Annotated in this window: 12 protein-coding genes and 1 pseudogene; 9 read left to right on the forward strand and 4 right to left on the reverse strand. The window is 73.2% G+C overall.

The features are described 5' to 3' along the window. Positions 1 to 16: 16 nt before the first annotated feature. Positions 17 to 850, reverse strand: coding sequence for a class I SAM-dependent methyltransferase (locus PV350_RS36940; RefSeq protein ID WP_499511263.1), 834 nt, complete (start codon positions 848 to 850; stop codon positions 17 to 19). 303 nt (positions 851 to 1,153) lie between these two features. Between PV350_RS36940 and rpsA the strand changes: the two genes are divergently transcribed. From rpsA to PV350_RS36970, 6 genes are all read left to right on the forward strand, one after another. Continuing rightward, the gene (gene rpsA, locus PV350_RS36945) at positions 1,154 to 2,650 is read left to right on the forward strand and encodes a 30S ribosomal protein S1 (protein ID WP_499511262.1); all 1,497 of its coding nucleotides are present in this window, start codon (positions 1,154 to 1,156) and stop codon (positions 2,648 to 2,650) included. Between the two features lie 147 nt (positions 2,651 to 2,797). Further along, a complete protein-coding gene (locus tag PV350_RS36950; RefSeq protein WP_499511261.1) occupies positions 2,798 to 3,733 on the forward strand; it encodes a PAC2 family protein in 936 nt (311 codons plus the stop codon). Between the two features lie 41 nt (positions 3,734 to 3,774). Then, positions 3,775 to 4,377 carry a dephospho-CoA kinase gene (gene coaE, locus PV350_RS36955; protein ID WP_499511260.1) on the forward strand — a complete coding sequence of 201 codons (603 nt, stop codon included), beginning with the start codon at positions 3,775 to 3,777 and terminating at the stop codon, positions 4,375 to 4,377. 68 nt (positions 4,378 to 4,445) lie between these two features. Then, on the forward strand, positions 4,446 to 5,390 hold the full coding sequence (locus PV350_RS36960) for a slipin family protein (protein ID WP_500337859.1): 945 nt from the start codon (positions 4,446 to 4,448) through the stop codon (positions 5,388 to 5,390). 92 nt (positions 5,391 to 5,482) lie between these two features. Beyond that, positions 5,483 to 5,851, forward strand: a complete 369-nt coding sequence (locus PV350_RS36965; RefSeq protein WP_499511258.1) for a tetratricopeptide repeat protein — start codon at positions 5,483 to 5,485, stop codon at positions 5,849 to 5,851. A gap of 147 nt (positions 5,852 to 5,998) precedes the next feature. Beyond that, entirely contained in the window at positions 5,999 to 9,103 is a 3,105-nt protein-coding gene (locus PV350_RS36970; protein ID WP_500337864.1) for an alpha-N-acetylglucosaminidase, read from the forward strand. Here the strand turns inward: PV350_RS36970 and PV350_RS36975 are convergent. Together PV350_RS36975 and PV350_RS36980 are read right to left on the reverse strand one after the other, a co-directional pair. Further along, a complete protein-coding gene (locus PV350_RS36975; protein ID WP_499511257.1) occupies positions 9,096 to 9,926 on the reverse strand; it encodes an N-formylglutamate amidohydrolase in 831 nt (276 codons plus the stop codon). The genes PV350_RS36970 and PV350_RS36975 overlap by 8 nt on opposite strands. Positions 9,927 to 9,990: 64 nt before the next feature. Next, positions 9,991 to 10,569 (reverse strand): methylated-DNA--[protein]-cysteine S-methyltransferase, encoded by a 579-nt coding sequence (locus tag PV350_RS36980; RefSeq protein WP_499511256.1) that lies wholly within the window; start codon positions 10,567 to 10,569, stop codon positions 9,991 to 9,993. A 185-nt stretch (positions 10,570 to 10,754) separates the two neighbouring features. On the opposite strand from PV350_RS36980, the gene PV350_RS36985 reads away from it, so the two are divergent. After that, the gene (locus tag PV350_RS36985) at positions 10,755 to 11,693 is read left to right on the forward strand and encodes a hypothetical protein (protein ID WP_499511255.1); all 939 of its coding nucleotides are present in this window, start codon (positions 10,755 to 10,757) and stop codon (positions 11,691 to 11,693) included. A gap of 125 nt (positions 11,694 to 11,818) precedes the next feature. Then, the gene (locus PV350_RS36990) at positions 11,819 to 12,673 is read left to right on the forward strand and encodes an MHYT domain-containing protein (RefSeq protein ID WP_500337861.1); all 855 of its coding nucleotides are present in this window, start codon (positions 11,819 to 11,821) and stop codon (positions 12,671 to 12,673) included. Here PV350_RS36990 and PV350_RS36995 read toward each other — a convergent pair. Continuing rightward, the gene (locus PV350_RS36995) at positions 12,638 to 13,672 is read right to left on the reverse strand and encodes a chitinase (RefSeq protein ID WP_500337863.1); all 1,035 of its coding nucleotides are present in this window, start codon (positions 13,670 to 13,672) and stop codon (positions 12,638 to 12,640) included. The genes PV350_RS36990 and PV350_RS36995 overlap by 36 nt on opposite strands. A 283-nt stretch (positions 13,673 to 13,955) precedes the next feature. Here PV350_RS36995 and PV350_RS37000 point away from each other — a divergent pair. Continuing rightward, positions 13,956 to 14,164: pseudogene (locus PV350_RS37000) on the forward strand (hypothetical protein); the annotation flags it as partial.

Here is a 14,164-nt window from a genome sequence, read left to right on the forward strand (position 1 = left end):
GGGACAGGGGGGGTGGTCACGGGGCGACGCAGACGAAGATCGCGGTGCCGGGGATGATCCGGCCGCGCAGCGGGGACCAGCCGCCCCATTCGGCGGTGTTCCAGGCGGGCCATTCGGGTTCGACGAGGTCGACGAGGTGGAAGCCGGCGGCGGCGAGTTCGCGCACGCGGTCGCCGAGGGTGCGGTGGTGTTCGACGTAGACGGCGTGTCCGCCCTCGTCCTGCTCGACGTAGGGGGTGCGGTCGAAGTAGGGGGCGGAGGCGGTGAGTCCGTCTGGGCCGGGTTCGTCGGGGAAGGCCCAGCGGATGGGGTGGGTGACGGAGAAGACCCAGCGGCCGCCGGGGCGCAGGACGCGCCGGACCTCGCGCATGACGTGGGCGGTGTCGGCGATGAAGGGGAGGGCGCCGTAGGCGGAGCAGGCGTGGTCGAAGGAGGCGTCGGCGAAGGGGAGGGCGCCGGCGTCGGCCTGGACGAGGGGGAAGGGGCTGTGGCCGTCGTCGATGCGGCGGGCGTGCTGGAGCTGGCGGTGGGAGAGGTCGAGGGCGACGGGCCGGGCGCCGTGCGCGGCGAGCCAGCGGGAGCACTGGGCGGCGCCGGCGCCGATCTCCAGGACGGAGGCGCCCTTCAGTCCGGCGGCGGGTCCGAGGAGGTGGAGCTCGTCCTCGGTTGCTCCTTCCGGGCCCCAGACGAAATCTCCGTCGCCGAGGAACTCCCCGTGGTCGTTCTGGTACTCGTCGGCGTTGCGGTCCCACCATCCGCGGTTGGCTCGGCTGCTCTCCGTGGCGCCTGCGACACGGCGCGTGGCCTCGGGTTCTTCGGGGATGGGCCGGGGGGCCGGTGCTTGGATCATTGCGCTGGTCGTCGTACCCTCTGTGGTGACCTGTGGCTGCGGTGCCGCCGCAACACGTCTATGTGCCAGTGCCCGGTACGGGGTGTTACGCCCGTGGTGCGCTCTTCGTGCATTGACCGTGCCCGGCTGCCCCCGTATGCTACAAGTTGCGCTGCGAGCCTGCGCGCCTCGGACGGAGCAGGCTGCGCTCACATCTGTTGTAAACCTCTCGGCCTCTGGGCTGTCCGGAATCGGCAGGAGCGAAACGGGCTTACGGCGTAGCAGTACCTACGACTTCATGTCCGTACCGGAGCCCTTTTCCTAATGACGAGCAGCACCGAGGCCCAGGCCCCTCGTACCACCCCGCAGGTGGCGGTCAACGACATCGGTTCCGAGGAAGCCTTCCTCGCCGCGATCGACGAGACGATCAAGTACTTCAACGACGGCGACATCGTCGACGGCGTCATCGTGAAGGTCGACCGGGACGAGGTCCTGCTCGACATCGGTTACAAGACCGAGGGTGTCATCCCCTCGCGCGAGCTTTCGATCAAGCACGACGTCGACCCCAACGAGGTCGTCGCCGTGGGCGACGAGATCGAGGCCCTGGTCCTCCAGAAGGAGGACAAGGAGGGCCGTCTGATCCTGTCCAAGAAGCGCGCTCAGTACGAGCGTGCCTGGGGCACGATCGAGAAGATCAAGGAAGAGGACGGGATCGTCACCGGTACCGTCATCGAGGTCGTCAAGGGTGGTCTCATCCTCGACATCGGCCTCCGTGGCTTCCTCCCCGCCTCGCTGGTCGAGATGCGCCGTGTCCGCGACCTCCAGCCGTACGTCGGCAAGGAGCTCGAGGCCAAGATCATCGAGCTGGACAAGAACCGCAACAACGTGGTCCTGTCCCGCCGTGCCTGGCTGGAGCAGACCCAGAGCGAGGTCCGTCAGACCTTCCTCACCACCCTCCAGAAGGGTCAGGTGCGCTCCGGCGTCGTCTCCTCCATCGTCAACTTCGGTGCCTTCGTGGACCTGGGTGGCGTGGACGGCCTGGTGCACGTGTCGGAGCTGTCCTGGAAGCACATCGACCACCCCTCCGAGGTCGTCGAGGTCGGCCAGGAGGTCACGGTCGAGGTCCTGGACGTCGACATGGACCGCGAGCGTGTCTCCCTGTCGCTGAAGGCGACCCAGGAAGACCCGTGGCAGCAGTTCGCCCGCACCCACCAGATCGGCCAGGTCGTGCCCGGCAAGGTCACGAAGCTGGTGCCGTTCGGTGCGTTCGTCCGCGTGGACGAGGGCATCGAGGGTCTGGTCCACATCTCCGAGCTGGCCGAGCGCCACGTGGAGATCCCGGAGCAGGTCGTCCAGGTCAACGACGAGATCTTCGTCAAGGTCATCGACATCGACCTCGAGCGCCGTCGCATCAGCCTCTCGCTGAAGCAGGCCAACGAGTCCTTCGGTGCCGACCCGGCCTCGGTCGAGTTCGACCCGACCCTGTACGGCATGGCCGCGTCCTACGACGACCAGGGCAACTACATCTACCCCGAGGGCTTCGACCCCGAGGCCAACGACTGGCTCGAGGGCTACGAGACCCAGCGGGAGGCGTGGGAGCACCAGTACGCCGAGGCGCAGTCCCGCTTCGAGCAGCACCAGGCCCAGGTCATCAAGTCCCGCGAGGCCGACGCCGAGGCTGCGGCTGCGGCCGGCGAGGCGGCTCCGGCCGGCCCGACCGGTGGCTCGTACTCCTCGGAGTCCGGCGACCAGTCCGGCGCGCTCGCGTCGGACGAGGCGCTGGCCGCGCTCCGCGAGAAGCTGGCCGGCGGCCAGAGCTGATCGCAGGGCGTATCGCCCACGCACCACGGAAGGACCCGCTCTCCTCTGGAGGGCGGGTCCTTCCGCGTTGCCGGGTCCGGGTGGGAATGCGCGGGCTGTGCGGTCCGTTGCACCCAGAGTTGACGAAGACCGAGGGAAGGGTGCGCAGTGCTGGATCCGCAGGGGCTGTACGCATACGAGCCGGGCGGGGCAGAGGCGGTCGACGAGGCGTTCGGTGAGACCGGACCCGTGCTGCTGTACCACTTCGACGGGTACATCGACGCCGGGGAGACCGGCGGGCAGGTCGTCGAGGAGCTGCTGGAGCGGCAGGAGCACCAGGTGGTGGCGCGTTTCGACGCGGACCGCCTGGTGGACTACCGCGCGCGCCGTCCGCTGATGACCTTCAAGCGGGACCGCTGGACGGCGTATGACGCGCCGGAGATCGCGTTGCGGCTGGTCCGTGACAGTACGGGCAGCCCGTTCCTGCTGCTGTCGGGCCAGGAGCCGGACATCGAGTGGGAGCGTTTCGCCGCCGCGGTGGTGCAGATCGTGGAGCGGCTGGGGGTACGGCTGGCGATCAACTTCCACGGCATCCCCATGGGCGTCCCGCACACCCGCCCGGTGGGGCTGACGCCGCACGGCAACCGGCTGGACCTGGTGCCGGGGCACCGCAGCTGGTTCGACGAGGCGCAGGTGCCGGGCAGCGCGGAGTCGCTGGTCGAGTTCCGGCTGGCGGAGGCGGGCCGTGATGTGCTGGGCCTGGCCGCCCATGTGCCCCACTACCTGGCGCGTTCGGGTTACCCGGACTCCGCGCTGATGGTGGTGGAGACGCTGACGGCCGCCACCGGACTGGTGCTTCCGCAGGTGGCGCACGCGCTGCGGATGGAGGCGCACACGGTGCGCGCGGAGGTCGACCGGCAGGTCGCCGACGGTGACGCGGAGCTGGTCGCGGTGGTGCAGGGCCTGGAGAACCAGTACGACGCGCTGGCGGGCGGCGGCAGCCGGCAGAACCTGATCGCCGAGCCGGTCGAGCTGCCGTCGGCGGACGACCTGGCGGCGGAGTTCGAGCGCTTCCTGGCAGACCGTGAGGACGACGGCTCCTGACCCGGATCGTGGGTGTGCGGGGGCACCGGTAGTCTCGCGCCATGGTCAAAGTGGGGTTGACGGGCGGGATCGGGGCGGGCAAGAGCGAGGTGTCGCGGCTGCTGGCCTCGTACGGGGCGGTGCTGGTCGACGCCGACCGGATCGCGCGCGAGGTGGTGGAGCCGGGCACACCCGGGCTGGCGGCGGTGGTCGCCGAGTTCGGCGAGGGGGTGCTGGCCGCCGGCGGCGCCCTGGACCGGCCGAAGCTGGGCGCGATCGTCTTCTCCGACCCCGAGCGGCTGCGGGCGCTGAACGCCATCGTCCACCCCCTGGTCCGGGACCGTTCGGCGGCGCTGGAGCAGACGGCCGGCCCGGACGCGGTCGTCGTGCACGACGTGCCGCTGCTCACGGAGAACGCCCTGGCACCGCTGTACGACGTGGTCGTGGTGGTGGACGCCGCACCGGAGACTCAGCTGGACCGGCTGGTGCGGCTGCGCGGCATGGCCGAGGAGGACGCCCGGGCCCGGATGGCGGCCCAGGCCACCCGGGAACAGCGGCTGGCGGTCGCCGACGTCGTGATCGACAACGACGGGCCGCTGGAGGCGCTGGAGCCCCAGGTCCGGCAGGTGTGGGAGCAGTTGCGTCAAAAGATCGTCAAGAGCTGATCCGGAATCCTCTCCGTGGACGTCTGTGGAGCAGTAGCGTCGCTCCACCGCGGACAGAGGGGGCTGGGATGGAAGCCGTGTCGGCAGCGATCGGGATCGCCGTCGTGGTGCTGGGACTGGGTGGTCTCAAGAGCAGTTTCCGGGTGATCAAGCAGTACGAGCGGGGTGTGGTCTACCGCTTCGGGCGGGTGCGGCCGCACGCCAAGCAGCCCGGGCCGCGTCTTCTGGTGCCGCTGGCGGACCGGATGACCAAGGTCAACATGCAGGTGGTGACCATGCCGGTGCCCTCGCAGGAGGGCATCACCCGCGACAACGTCTCGGTCCGGGTGGACGCCGTGCTGTACTTCCGGGTCATCGACCCGATCAAGGCCACGGTGGACGTGCAGAACTACCAGTTCGCGATGTTGCAGGTGGCCCAGACCTCGCTGCGTTCGGTGATCGGCAAGAGCGAGCTGGACGACCTGCTGTCGGGGCGCGAGGCGATGAACGAGGGCCTGGAGCTGATGCTGGCCACGCCTGCCGTCGAGTGGGGCATCCACATCGACCGCGTGGAGATCAAGGACGTGGCCCTGCCGGAGTCGATGAAGCGGTCGATGGCGCGGCAGGCCGAGGCCGACCGCGAGCGCCGGGCGCGCATCATCACCGCCGACGGCGAACTGCAGGCCTCGCAGAAGCTCGCGCAGGCCGCGGCCGCGATGGACGGCACACCGGCCGCGATGCAGCTGCGGCTGCTGCAGACGGTCGTGGAGGTGGCAGCGGAGAAGAACTCGACGCTGGTCATGCCGTTCCCGGTGGAGATGCTGCGTTTCTTCGAGCGGGCGTCGGGAGGCGAACGCCTGGCCGCCGAACCGGCCCCTGTTCCCGCCCCGGCACCCGACCCCGTCGCGGCTGTGGAGCCGCCGCGGCCCGTCGCGGAGGTCGACGGCGTGGCTCCGGCGGCCCTGGAAGCGCCGAAGGACCCGGCCGGGCCTACGGTGCCGGCGGAACGGCGCCCGGCCGGCGAGGAGGCCTGAGCGACCGCCGGGGTGTTCCGCCCGGGAATGCATATGCAGATGGTGATGTTGGGTAGTTGTGAGCTGTTGAGCGCCCGGGGAAGGAGGCGGCTGTGCCCGAGCAGAGCCCCGAGAACCACGTCATCGACTTCCGTGCGGCCGAGCAGCTGCTGGCGGCCCGCGACGCCCGTGGGGCGGTGAAGCTGCTGGACTCGGTCATCGCCGCCCACCCGGAGAACACCGCGGCGCGGCTGCTGCGCGCGCGGGCCTTCTTCCTGTCCGCGCAGCTGCGCCCGGCCGAGCTGGAGTTCCAGGTCGTCCTGGAGCGCGAGCCGGACAACGCGTACGCGCACTTCGCCCTCGGCCGCACCCTGGAGCGTTCCGGCCGCTCCGGCGAGGCGCTGCGGCACTTCCGGCTGGCGGCGGCGCTCGACCCCAAGCCCGACTACCTGCAGGCGGCACGCTTCCCCGACCCGGCGTGAGCCAGGGTGGGTAGTTCGTCCGCTTTTACGGCGAACACCCCTCGCGTCACATTGATCCGTATCGTCACTCCCGTTACCGTTCCGGGGCACGCGTTCTGACGCAGCCTCAACTGTCGGGAGCCGGCCGTGACTCGAGTGACCAGGCGGATGCTGCTGGGTTCCGCCGCCGCGACCGCGACGGGCGCGGTGTTCGCGACGGGGGCGGCGGGCGCGACCGCGGCCGCCGCCTTCGACACTGCTCCCGCACGCGCCGCGCTGGGCCGCCTGCTGCCACGGCACGCGGGGCAGTTCCGGCTGGTCGCGCTGGGCCGGGGGAACGGCGGCAAGGACGGCGAACGGTCCGACCGCTTCCGGATCGCGGGTGCGCGGGGCCGCATCGAGGTGGCCGGCACGTCCCAGGCCACACTGCTGTGCGGCGTGCGCTGGTACCTCAAGCACGTGTGCGGTGTGGGCGTCTCCTGGGTGGGCGACAGCCTGGACGCCCTGCCCGCGACGCTCCCGGCGCCGCCCCCGGGCGGCATCGCCCGCCGCGCCACCGTGCCGCACCGCTTCGTGCTCAACGACACCAACGACGGTTACACCGCCCCCTACGCCGACTGGTCGCGCTGGGAGCGCTTCATCGACGTCCTGGCACTGCACGGCTGCAACGAGGTGCTGGTGGTGGCCGGTGCAGAGGCCGTGTACCGGCGCGTGCTGCGCGAGTTCGGCTACTCCGACAAGGAGGCCCTGGCCTGGCTGCCGGCCCCGTCCCACCAGCCGTGGTGGCTGCTGCAGAACCTCTCCGGGTACGGCGGCCCGTTGACCTCGGGCATCGTCGACGCCCGCGCGGCGCTGGGCCGCAGGATCACCGCGCGGCTGCGCGAACTGGGCATGGCCCCCGTGCTGCCGGGCTACTTCGGCACCGTCCCGGACGGCTTCGCCGGTCGCAACGCCGGGGCGCACGTCGTCCCGCAGGGCACCTGGCACGGCTTCGCCCGCCCGGGCTGGCTCGACCCGCGCACCGACGCCTTCGCCGCGGTGGCCTCCTCCTTCTACCGCCACCAGAAACAGCTGTTCGGCGAGGCCGCGTACTTCAAGATGGACCTGCTCCACGAGGGCGGCACCGCGGGCGGGGTCCCCGTGGCCGCGGCCGCCCGCGGCGTCCAGGCGGCGCTGCGCGCGGCGCACCCCCGCGCCACCTGGGTGATCCTCGGCTGGGAGAAGAACCCGCGGGCCGACCTGCTGGAAGCGGTCGACAAGGAGCGGATGCTCGTCGTGGACGGCGTCTCCGACCGGTTCGCCTCGGTCACCGACCGCGAGCGGGACTGGGCGGGCACCCCGTACGCCTTCGGCTCCATCCCCAACTTCGGCGGCCGGACGACGATCGGCGCCAAGGCCCACGTGTGGGCGGACCGCTTCTTCAGCTGGCGGGACAAGCCCGGCAGCGCCCTGGCCGGCACCTGCTACCTCCCGGAGGCCGCCGAGCGCGACCCGGCCGCCTTCGAGCTGTTCTGCGAACTGCCCTGGCACGAGCAGCGGGTGGACCTGCCGACCTGGTTCGACACGTACGCGCGGACCCGTTACGGCACCGAGGACGGCCAGGCACGCGTCGCCTGGCAGGCGCTGCGCCGCACCGCCTACCGGCACGACGCGCTGGAGCGCGCCGACGCCCACGACAGCCTCTTCACCGCCCGTCCCTCGCTGACCGCCGACTCCAGCAGCGTGTACGCGCCGAACGCCCTCACCTACGATCCCGCCGCCTTCGACGCGGCGTTCACCGCGCTGCTGGCGGTCTCCGCCGGGGCACGCGGCTGCGACGCCTACCGCTACGACCTGACCGACGTCGCCCGGCAGGCCGTCGCCAACCGCAGCCGGCAGCTCCTGCCGCAACTGCGCGCCGCGTTCGCGCGCGGCGACGCGGCGGTCTTCCACCAGCTGTCCGAACTGTGGCTGCGGCTGATGCGACTGGCCGACGAGGTCGCGGGCGGCCACCGGGCCTTCCTGCTCGGCCCCTGGCTCGCCGAGGCCCGGGACTGGGGCGGGGCGGACGCGCAACGCGCCAAACTCGAGCGCACCGCCCGGGTGCTGACCACCACCTGGGGCGGGCGCGCGACGTCGGTGTCGCTGCACGAGTACGCCAACCGTGACTGGAACGGGCTGGTCGCGGACTTCTACCTGCCGCGCTGGCGGACCTTCCTGGACGAGTGCGCGGCGGCCCTCACCACCCGCCGCACCCCGCGGGCCGTCGACTGGTACCGCGCCGAGGAGCCCTGGACGAAGCGCGCCGGGCGCTACCCCACCCGGCCCACCGGCGACGCGCACACGCTCGCCCGGCGGGCCTACGGGGTCCTTGCCGCGGCCCCCTACCAGGGCACGCTGACCGTGACCGCGGACCCGGTGACGCTGGTGCCGGGCGGCCGGGCCGTGGTCACCGCGGAGTTCGCCAACACCAACGGGCTCGCCCCCACCGGCACGGTCGGCTTCTCCCTGACCACGGACGGGCTGCGGGCCGCACCGCGCGGGACGCTGTCGCTGCCGCGCGTGGCGGCGGGCGGCACCGGCCGTGCGACCTGGCACGTCACCGCACCCGAGGCACGCCCCAAGCGGCCGCTGTCGCCGCTGCGGTACGAGGCGCGGGCCGCTTACGAGCCGGTCCCCGGCGGCGCGCGGGTGCCCGCGGTCGCCACCGGGGACCTGTACGTCGCGGGCCCGCTGGACCGTGCCTACCGGACGGTCAACGGCACCGGAGCCGTGTTCGGGCAGCTCGGCGACCGCTTCGCCATCGACGGCGCCGGGCGCGACCTGTGGAAGGGCACGGCCGAGTTCGCGGCGGTCCTGCGGCCCGGCGCGCTGCGCGACGGCGGGACGGTCACCACCCGGGTCGACAGCCAGGCCGAGACCGCCGCATGGGCGCGGGCCGGCATCGTCGTCCGCGACGACCTCGACGACCCGGCCGCCCCGGGCTTCCTGAACCTGGCGGTCAGCCCCGGGCACGGGGTGACGCTGTCGTACGACTCCGACGGCGACGGCCTGCTGAACCGCTACCGGCGGCTCGCCGGTGTGCGGGCCCCGGTGCTGCTGAGGCTGCGCCGCAGGGGCCGCGCCTACACGGGGGAGTGCAGCACCGACGGCGGGACGACGTGGCGGAAGGTCGCGACCGTGACCGTCCCGGCGGCGGCCCGGACCCAGGACGTGGGGCTCTTCATGACCGCGGGGAACGGTGGCACGGGAGACCACGGCCTGGTGGAGTTCACCGGCTTCCGCGTCACCTGAGGCCGCCGGTTCCGCTGCCACCGCCGGTTCCGCCACCCGTGCCGACGGCGGCGACGAGGGCGGCCAGGGCGTCCCCGAACCGGTCCAGTCCCTCGCCGGGGGCACCACCGGGCTCGCTCATGTACCCGTCCCTGCGGATCTCGACCATCAGCGCCGAGACCTCGCGGACCTCGCCGTAGTGCTTCAACGGCACATAGGTGCCGGCGAACGGCGAGTCGAGACCGACCTCCCCGCACGGCGCGAAGGCCTCGCGGGCGGCGTCCAGCAGCCAGGCCGGGGTGTGGAAGGCATCCGTGCCCAGGCAGACGGCGGGCCGGGGCCCGTCGCCGTGCAGCTCGTAGGGGAGCGGCGCGCCGGGGTAGGAGTGCACGTCGATGACGACCGCCCGCCCCGTGGCCTCCAGCCGGTCCTGCACGGCCGCCGTCATGGCGGCCGCGTACGGCTCGAAGTAGGCCTCCAGCAGGGCCCGTTCGTGCCGGGGGTCGGACTCGCGCAGCGGCGCCCCGTGCGAGGTGCGGGTGTACACGGCGCCCATGCCGACGGCCCGCATCTCCTCCCGCTCGTCCGGGAACCGCTCGGGGTCGACGACCAGCCGCGACAGCCGGTTGGTGAACTGCCAGGCCCCCGTCCGTCCGGCGGCGCGCGCCGCGATCAGGTCGGTGTACGAGTCCGTCATGTGGTCGAGCTCGGCCGCCAGTCCGGCGTCGTCCAGGAGGATGCGCTCACGGACGTGCCCAGGCACGGCGCGGGCGCTGTGCGGGACGTGGAGGAGCACCGGTGAGTCCGGCGCGCCCTCGGTGACGCAGAAAGTCGATTCGTCCATTTCTCCACCCTCCCCGGACCCGCCGGTGTGACCTGCCGTCCAGCACGGCGGCGTTGAGGAACCGTCAGAACAGCGGCTCCGGCAGGACGCCCTCCAGGGCCAGCAACGAGCGCTTGATGTCGAGCATGCGCAGGCCCCCGCCGAAGCCGCCGATGCCCCCGTCGCTCTCCAGGACCCGGTGGCACGGGACGACGACGGGCAGCGGGTTGGCGCCCATGGCCACCCCGACGGCCCGGGCGGCGCCCGGCTCACCGACCCGCTTGGCGAGGTCCTGGTAACCGACCACGCTGCCGAACGGGACGCCGGCCGACAGCTCGCGCAGCACACGGCGGTTGAAGCCGGTCGTCAGGGACCAGTCGAGGTCGAGGTCGAAGGTGTGGCGCGTCCCGGCGAAGTACGCCTCCACCTGGCGTATCGCCTCGTCCAGCCGGGCCCCCGCGGCGCTCGCGGGCCCGGGCCTGCGCGCGGGCACGGCGCCCAGCCGGGAGCAGATCCGCTCCAGCACGGCGGGCGCCTCCTCCTCCCCGGTCCGGAAGGCGACGTGGACCAGGCCCTGCCCGGTCGCGGCGAGCAGCAGCGGCCCGACCGGTGCCTCCAGCACCGACCAGGCGACCTCGGCGGAAGGGGTCTGTGGTTGCGTCACGGTCCCCAGCGTAGGACGGGGCACTGACAGCCGGTCCCGGCCGGGGGCGCGCCGGGGAGGGATCCCCCCGGGTCCGGGACGGCCACGGCAACCGGCCGCACGCCGCACCACCCGGGAGGGTGGCCGTTCTCGACAGGTCTGTCACAAGCGGTGGCCGACCGGTTACGAGGGGGGATGGGGCGCGCATGACGCGAAACGACTTCATCCCGGCCGTCCGCCGGCTCGCCCGTGAACAGGACCGGGTCGCCACCGTCGCCCAACTCGCCGCGGTGGGCGTTCCGCAGAGCAGGCTGCGGGAGTGGTGCCGCCCCGGCGGCCGGTGGCAGCGGCCGCTGCCCCGGGTGGTCGTCCTCCAGCCCGGTCCGCTCACCGCCGCGCAGCGGTCCAGGGCGGCCCTGGCCTTCGCCGGGTACCCGCAGGTCCCGGCCATGATCACCGGCGTGGCGGGGCTCGCCCTGCACGGCGTCGCCGTGGCCGCGCCGCCCTGCGGGCTCCCGGTGGTGGACGTGCTCGTCCCGAGCGAGCGCCGCATCCGCACCCACACCTGGGTGCGGGTCCACCACGGCCGCGGACTCCCCGCGCCCTGCACCGTGGACGGTGTGCCCGTGGCGCCGGTGGCCCGGGCGGCCGCCGACGGCGTACGGGAGTCCATCGACCCCGAGTGGGCCCTGGAAGTCGTCCGCGAACTGGTCATAGCGCTCGGCGTGCCCGCCCCCGCGCTCGCCGCGGAACTGGGTGGCGCGGTACTCGCCCGGCGCCCCGCCGTGGCCGCCCTGCTCGACGCCATGGATCCCGGTCCGCGCGCCGCCTCCGCCGAGCCCATGGCCCGCGCCCTGGTGGCCCGGTCGGGACTCCGGCAGCCGCTGTGGCGTCCCACGCTCCAGCTCGACGGCGCCTTCCTGGGCTCGCCCGACGCGTACTGGGTGCGCGACGGCCTCGTCCTGGACCTCGGCCCGGGGACCGGGCGCGGCCGGCTGGAGTCGCTGGGCCTGCGCGTGCTGCGGGTCGCGCCCGCCGCGCTCACCCGCAGCCCCGCCGAGGTCGTCGCCGCCCTGCGCACCGCGCTCGCGGCCGGACCGTACGGCCCGCTGGACCGCATCACGGCACTGCCCGGGCCGATGTGACGTACGGGTGTCCGCGCGATGAAGTCGCCATGAGGCGGCCGCGCGGGGCGGGCCGGCGAGCCTAGCGTGTGTCAGCACGGGGGACGGAAGGAAGCGGGGGACCGGGGCGGCAAGGGGAGGGTGCCGTGAGCGGCACGTACGGAACGGTCAATGGCTTCACCTACGGATGGGCGACCCCTCTCGCGGGTTTCCTGATGGCCTGCTTGGGCGCCGCCCTCGGGCTGCGCTGCACGACCCGGGCCCTTGCCATGCACCCCTCGCGACGGGCCGGCTGGCTCGCGCTGGGTTCCGCTGCCATCGGTTCCGGCATCTGGACCATGCACTTCATCGCCATGATGGGCTTCACCGTCGGCGAGGTGCGGATCGCCTACGACACGCTCGTCACCTTCGAGAGCCTGCTCGTCGCCGTCGTGGTCGTCGCTCTCGGGGTGTTCCTCGTCGGCTTCGTGGGCCGCACGCTCCCCGCCGTACTGGCCGGCGGCTGCGTCACGGGACTCGGCATCGCCGCCATGCACTACATGGGCATGCGGGGCATGCGGCTGCGCGGCGACCTGGAGTACACGCAGTCCACGGTGGTGCTGTCGGTCGGCGTCGCCGTCCTGGCCGCCACCGTCGCCCTGTGGTCGGCGGTCGCCGTCCGGCGCCTGTACGCCGGTGTGCTCGCCAGCCTCGTCCTGGGCTTCGCCGTCACCGCCATGCACTACATCGGCATGGCCGCGCTGACGGTGCACCTGCACAGCGGCGCGCGGGAGGGATCGAGCGGGGCGGGACCGGCCGCGTTCCTCGCCCCGGTGCTGATCGGGCCGGTCGTCTTCCTCTTCCTCGCGGGGGTCGTCGTGGCGCTCGACCCGCCCGTCGGCGACTTCGACCCCGACCCCGACCCCGCGCCCGCCCGCGGCCGTCGTTCCTCGCGGGCGACCCGCTCCTCGCACGCCGCCCGGGCCTCACGCGTCCGCGAGCGCCCGCGCGAACGCCAGTGACGGCTGGTCGACCCCGCTGCACCCCGGGGCCGACTCCTTGGTGCCGTCCTCGCAGGGCCGGTCCCGGTCGGCCGACCACATGGACAGGCCGCCCAGCTGCTTGTCACGGGCGAAGGCGGCCAGTGTGGCCGCGTCCCGCAGGGTGAACACCTCGCCCCGGATGTCGTTCACCCCGATCATCGGGGTCACCCAGAGGGTCCGCCACGCCGCGGCGTCCGTCAGGCCTAGCAGCGCCTTGAGCTGCCGGTGCGCCGCGGTGGCCGCCTGGACCGCGTACCGGCCCATGTCGCCGGTGTACGTCTCCCCGTAGTCCATCGCCATGATGTTGACCGCGTCGACGCGCACCCCTTGGTGCCGGGCGTCCGCGAGCAGCGCGCGGGCCCCGGCGGTCAGCCCGGACGGCATCACGGGCAGCGTGAAGGAGACCGACAGCGGCCGGCCTTCCCGCTCGGCCTCCCGCTGGAGGCGGGCGACGGCGCGCGCCCGGCGGGTGCCGGCGGCGGTGTCCGCGAGGTCGTCGCCCTCGACGTCGAAGTCGACCCCGGTCAGCCGGTAACGCCCGATCACATCGGCGTAGACGGAGGCGAGTTCGTCCACGTCGTCGCAGGCGCCGGCGAGTTCCGTGCCGTCGGCGCCGCCGAACGAGACCCGCACGTCGCGGCCGGCGGCCCGCAGCGCGGCGATCCGGCCCGCCAGGCCGCCGTGGGCGATGCCGTCGCGCCCGTCCCAGGTCGGGGCGCAGTCACCGCGTGCGGTCACGAACCCGAGGGTGAAACCGTCGGCCCCGGTCCTGCGGGCGGCGTCCGCCATGTCGTACGCGGTGGAACGCGAGGCGTCCACGTAGGAGGTGAAGGCCACCTCGGCCACCGGTTCCCTCCCCCCGGGCGCGTGGCGCGCAGGGGAGCCGGCGGGCTCGGTGCCGGTGAGGAGGGAGGCGGTCGTGGCGGCGACGGCGACCGCCACGAGTCCGGTGATCAGCTGTGCCGTGCGGCTCTTCATGACGGAGAGACTATCTGCCCCGGGAATTTCGGATCACGCTTTCCTGGAATTGAGTGGACGGGGGTCTCGGTTCATTCGTGGGATTAATGCGGAAGTGAATCCGCGGAATTCATGGCGAGAAATTACTGCTAGCATTCCGCCCATGCATTCCCTCTCCCGACGGGCGTGTCCCCGTGGGCGGTCCACGGAGGAAGGGCCCGTATTCGTCGATGCGTCGGGCCGCCGGGCGCGCATTATCCGGCGCGCCGGACTGGCCGTCGGGATCGCCTGCGCGGGATATGCCGTGCTGCTGGGGGTGGCTTTCGCGGGAGGCACCCCTTTCGCCCCCCAGACCCTGATTCCGGGCGCCGACGTCCCCGAGGGCGCGTCGGCGCAGGCCGAGGCGGGTGGAAGAACCGGGGGTACCGCGGAACGCGTCGCGAGCGCCCCGGCCGCTCCTCACGCCCCCGCCCCGGTGGCCCGGGGCCCCGCCGCCGCGACGACGGTGGGCGC

Origin of the sequence: Streptomyces sp. PA03-6a (assembly GCF_033792765.1) — a bacterium.
Taxonomy (GTDB): Bacteria; Actinomycetota; Actinomycetes; order Streptomycetales; family Streptomycetaceae; genus Actinacidiphila.

Excerpts from the sequence above, each read along its gene's own strand:
- PV350_RS36940 (WP_499511263.1), bottom strand. The coding sequence starts at position 850 with ATGATCCAAGCACCGGCCCCCCGGCCCATCCCCGAAGAACCCGAGGCC.
- rpsA (WP_499511262.1), top strand. The coding sequence starts at position 1,154 with ATGACGAGCAGCACCGAGGCCCAGGCCCCTCGTACCACCCCGCAGGTG.
- coaE (WP_499511260.1), top strand. The coding sequence starts at position 3,775 with ATGGTCAAAGTGGGGTTGACGGGCGGGATCGGGGCGGGCAAGAGCGAG.
- PV350_RS36960 (WP_500337859.1), top strand. The coding sequence starts at position 4,446 with ATGGAAGCCGTGTCGGCAGCGATCGGGATCGCCGTCGTGGTGCTGGGA.
- PV350_RS36970 (WP_500337864.1), top strand. The coding sequence starts at position 5,999 with ATGCTGCTGGGTTCCGCCGCCGCGACCGCGACGGGCGCGGTGTTCGCG.
- PV350_RS36975 (WP_499511257.1), bottom strand. The coding sequence starts at position 9,926 with ATGGACGAATCGACTTTCTGCGTCACCGAGGGCGCGCCGGACTCACCG.
- PV350_RS36985 (WP_499511255.1), top strand. The coding sequence starts at position 10,755 with ATGACGCGAAACGACTTCATCCCGGCCGTCCGCCGGCTCGCCCGTGAA.
- PV350_RS36995 (WP_500337863.1), bottom strand. The coding sequence starts at position 13,672 with ATGAAGAGCCGCACGGCACAGCTGATCACCGGACTCGTGGCGGTCGCC.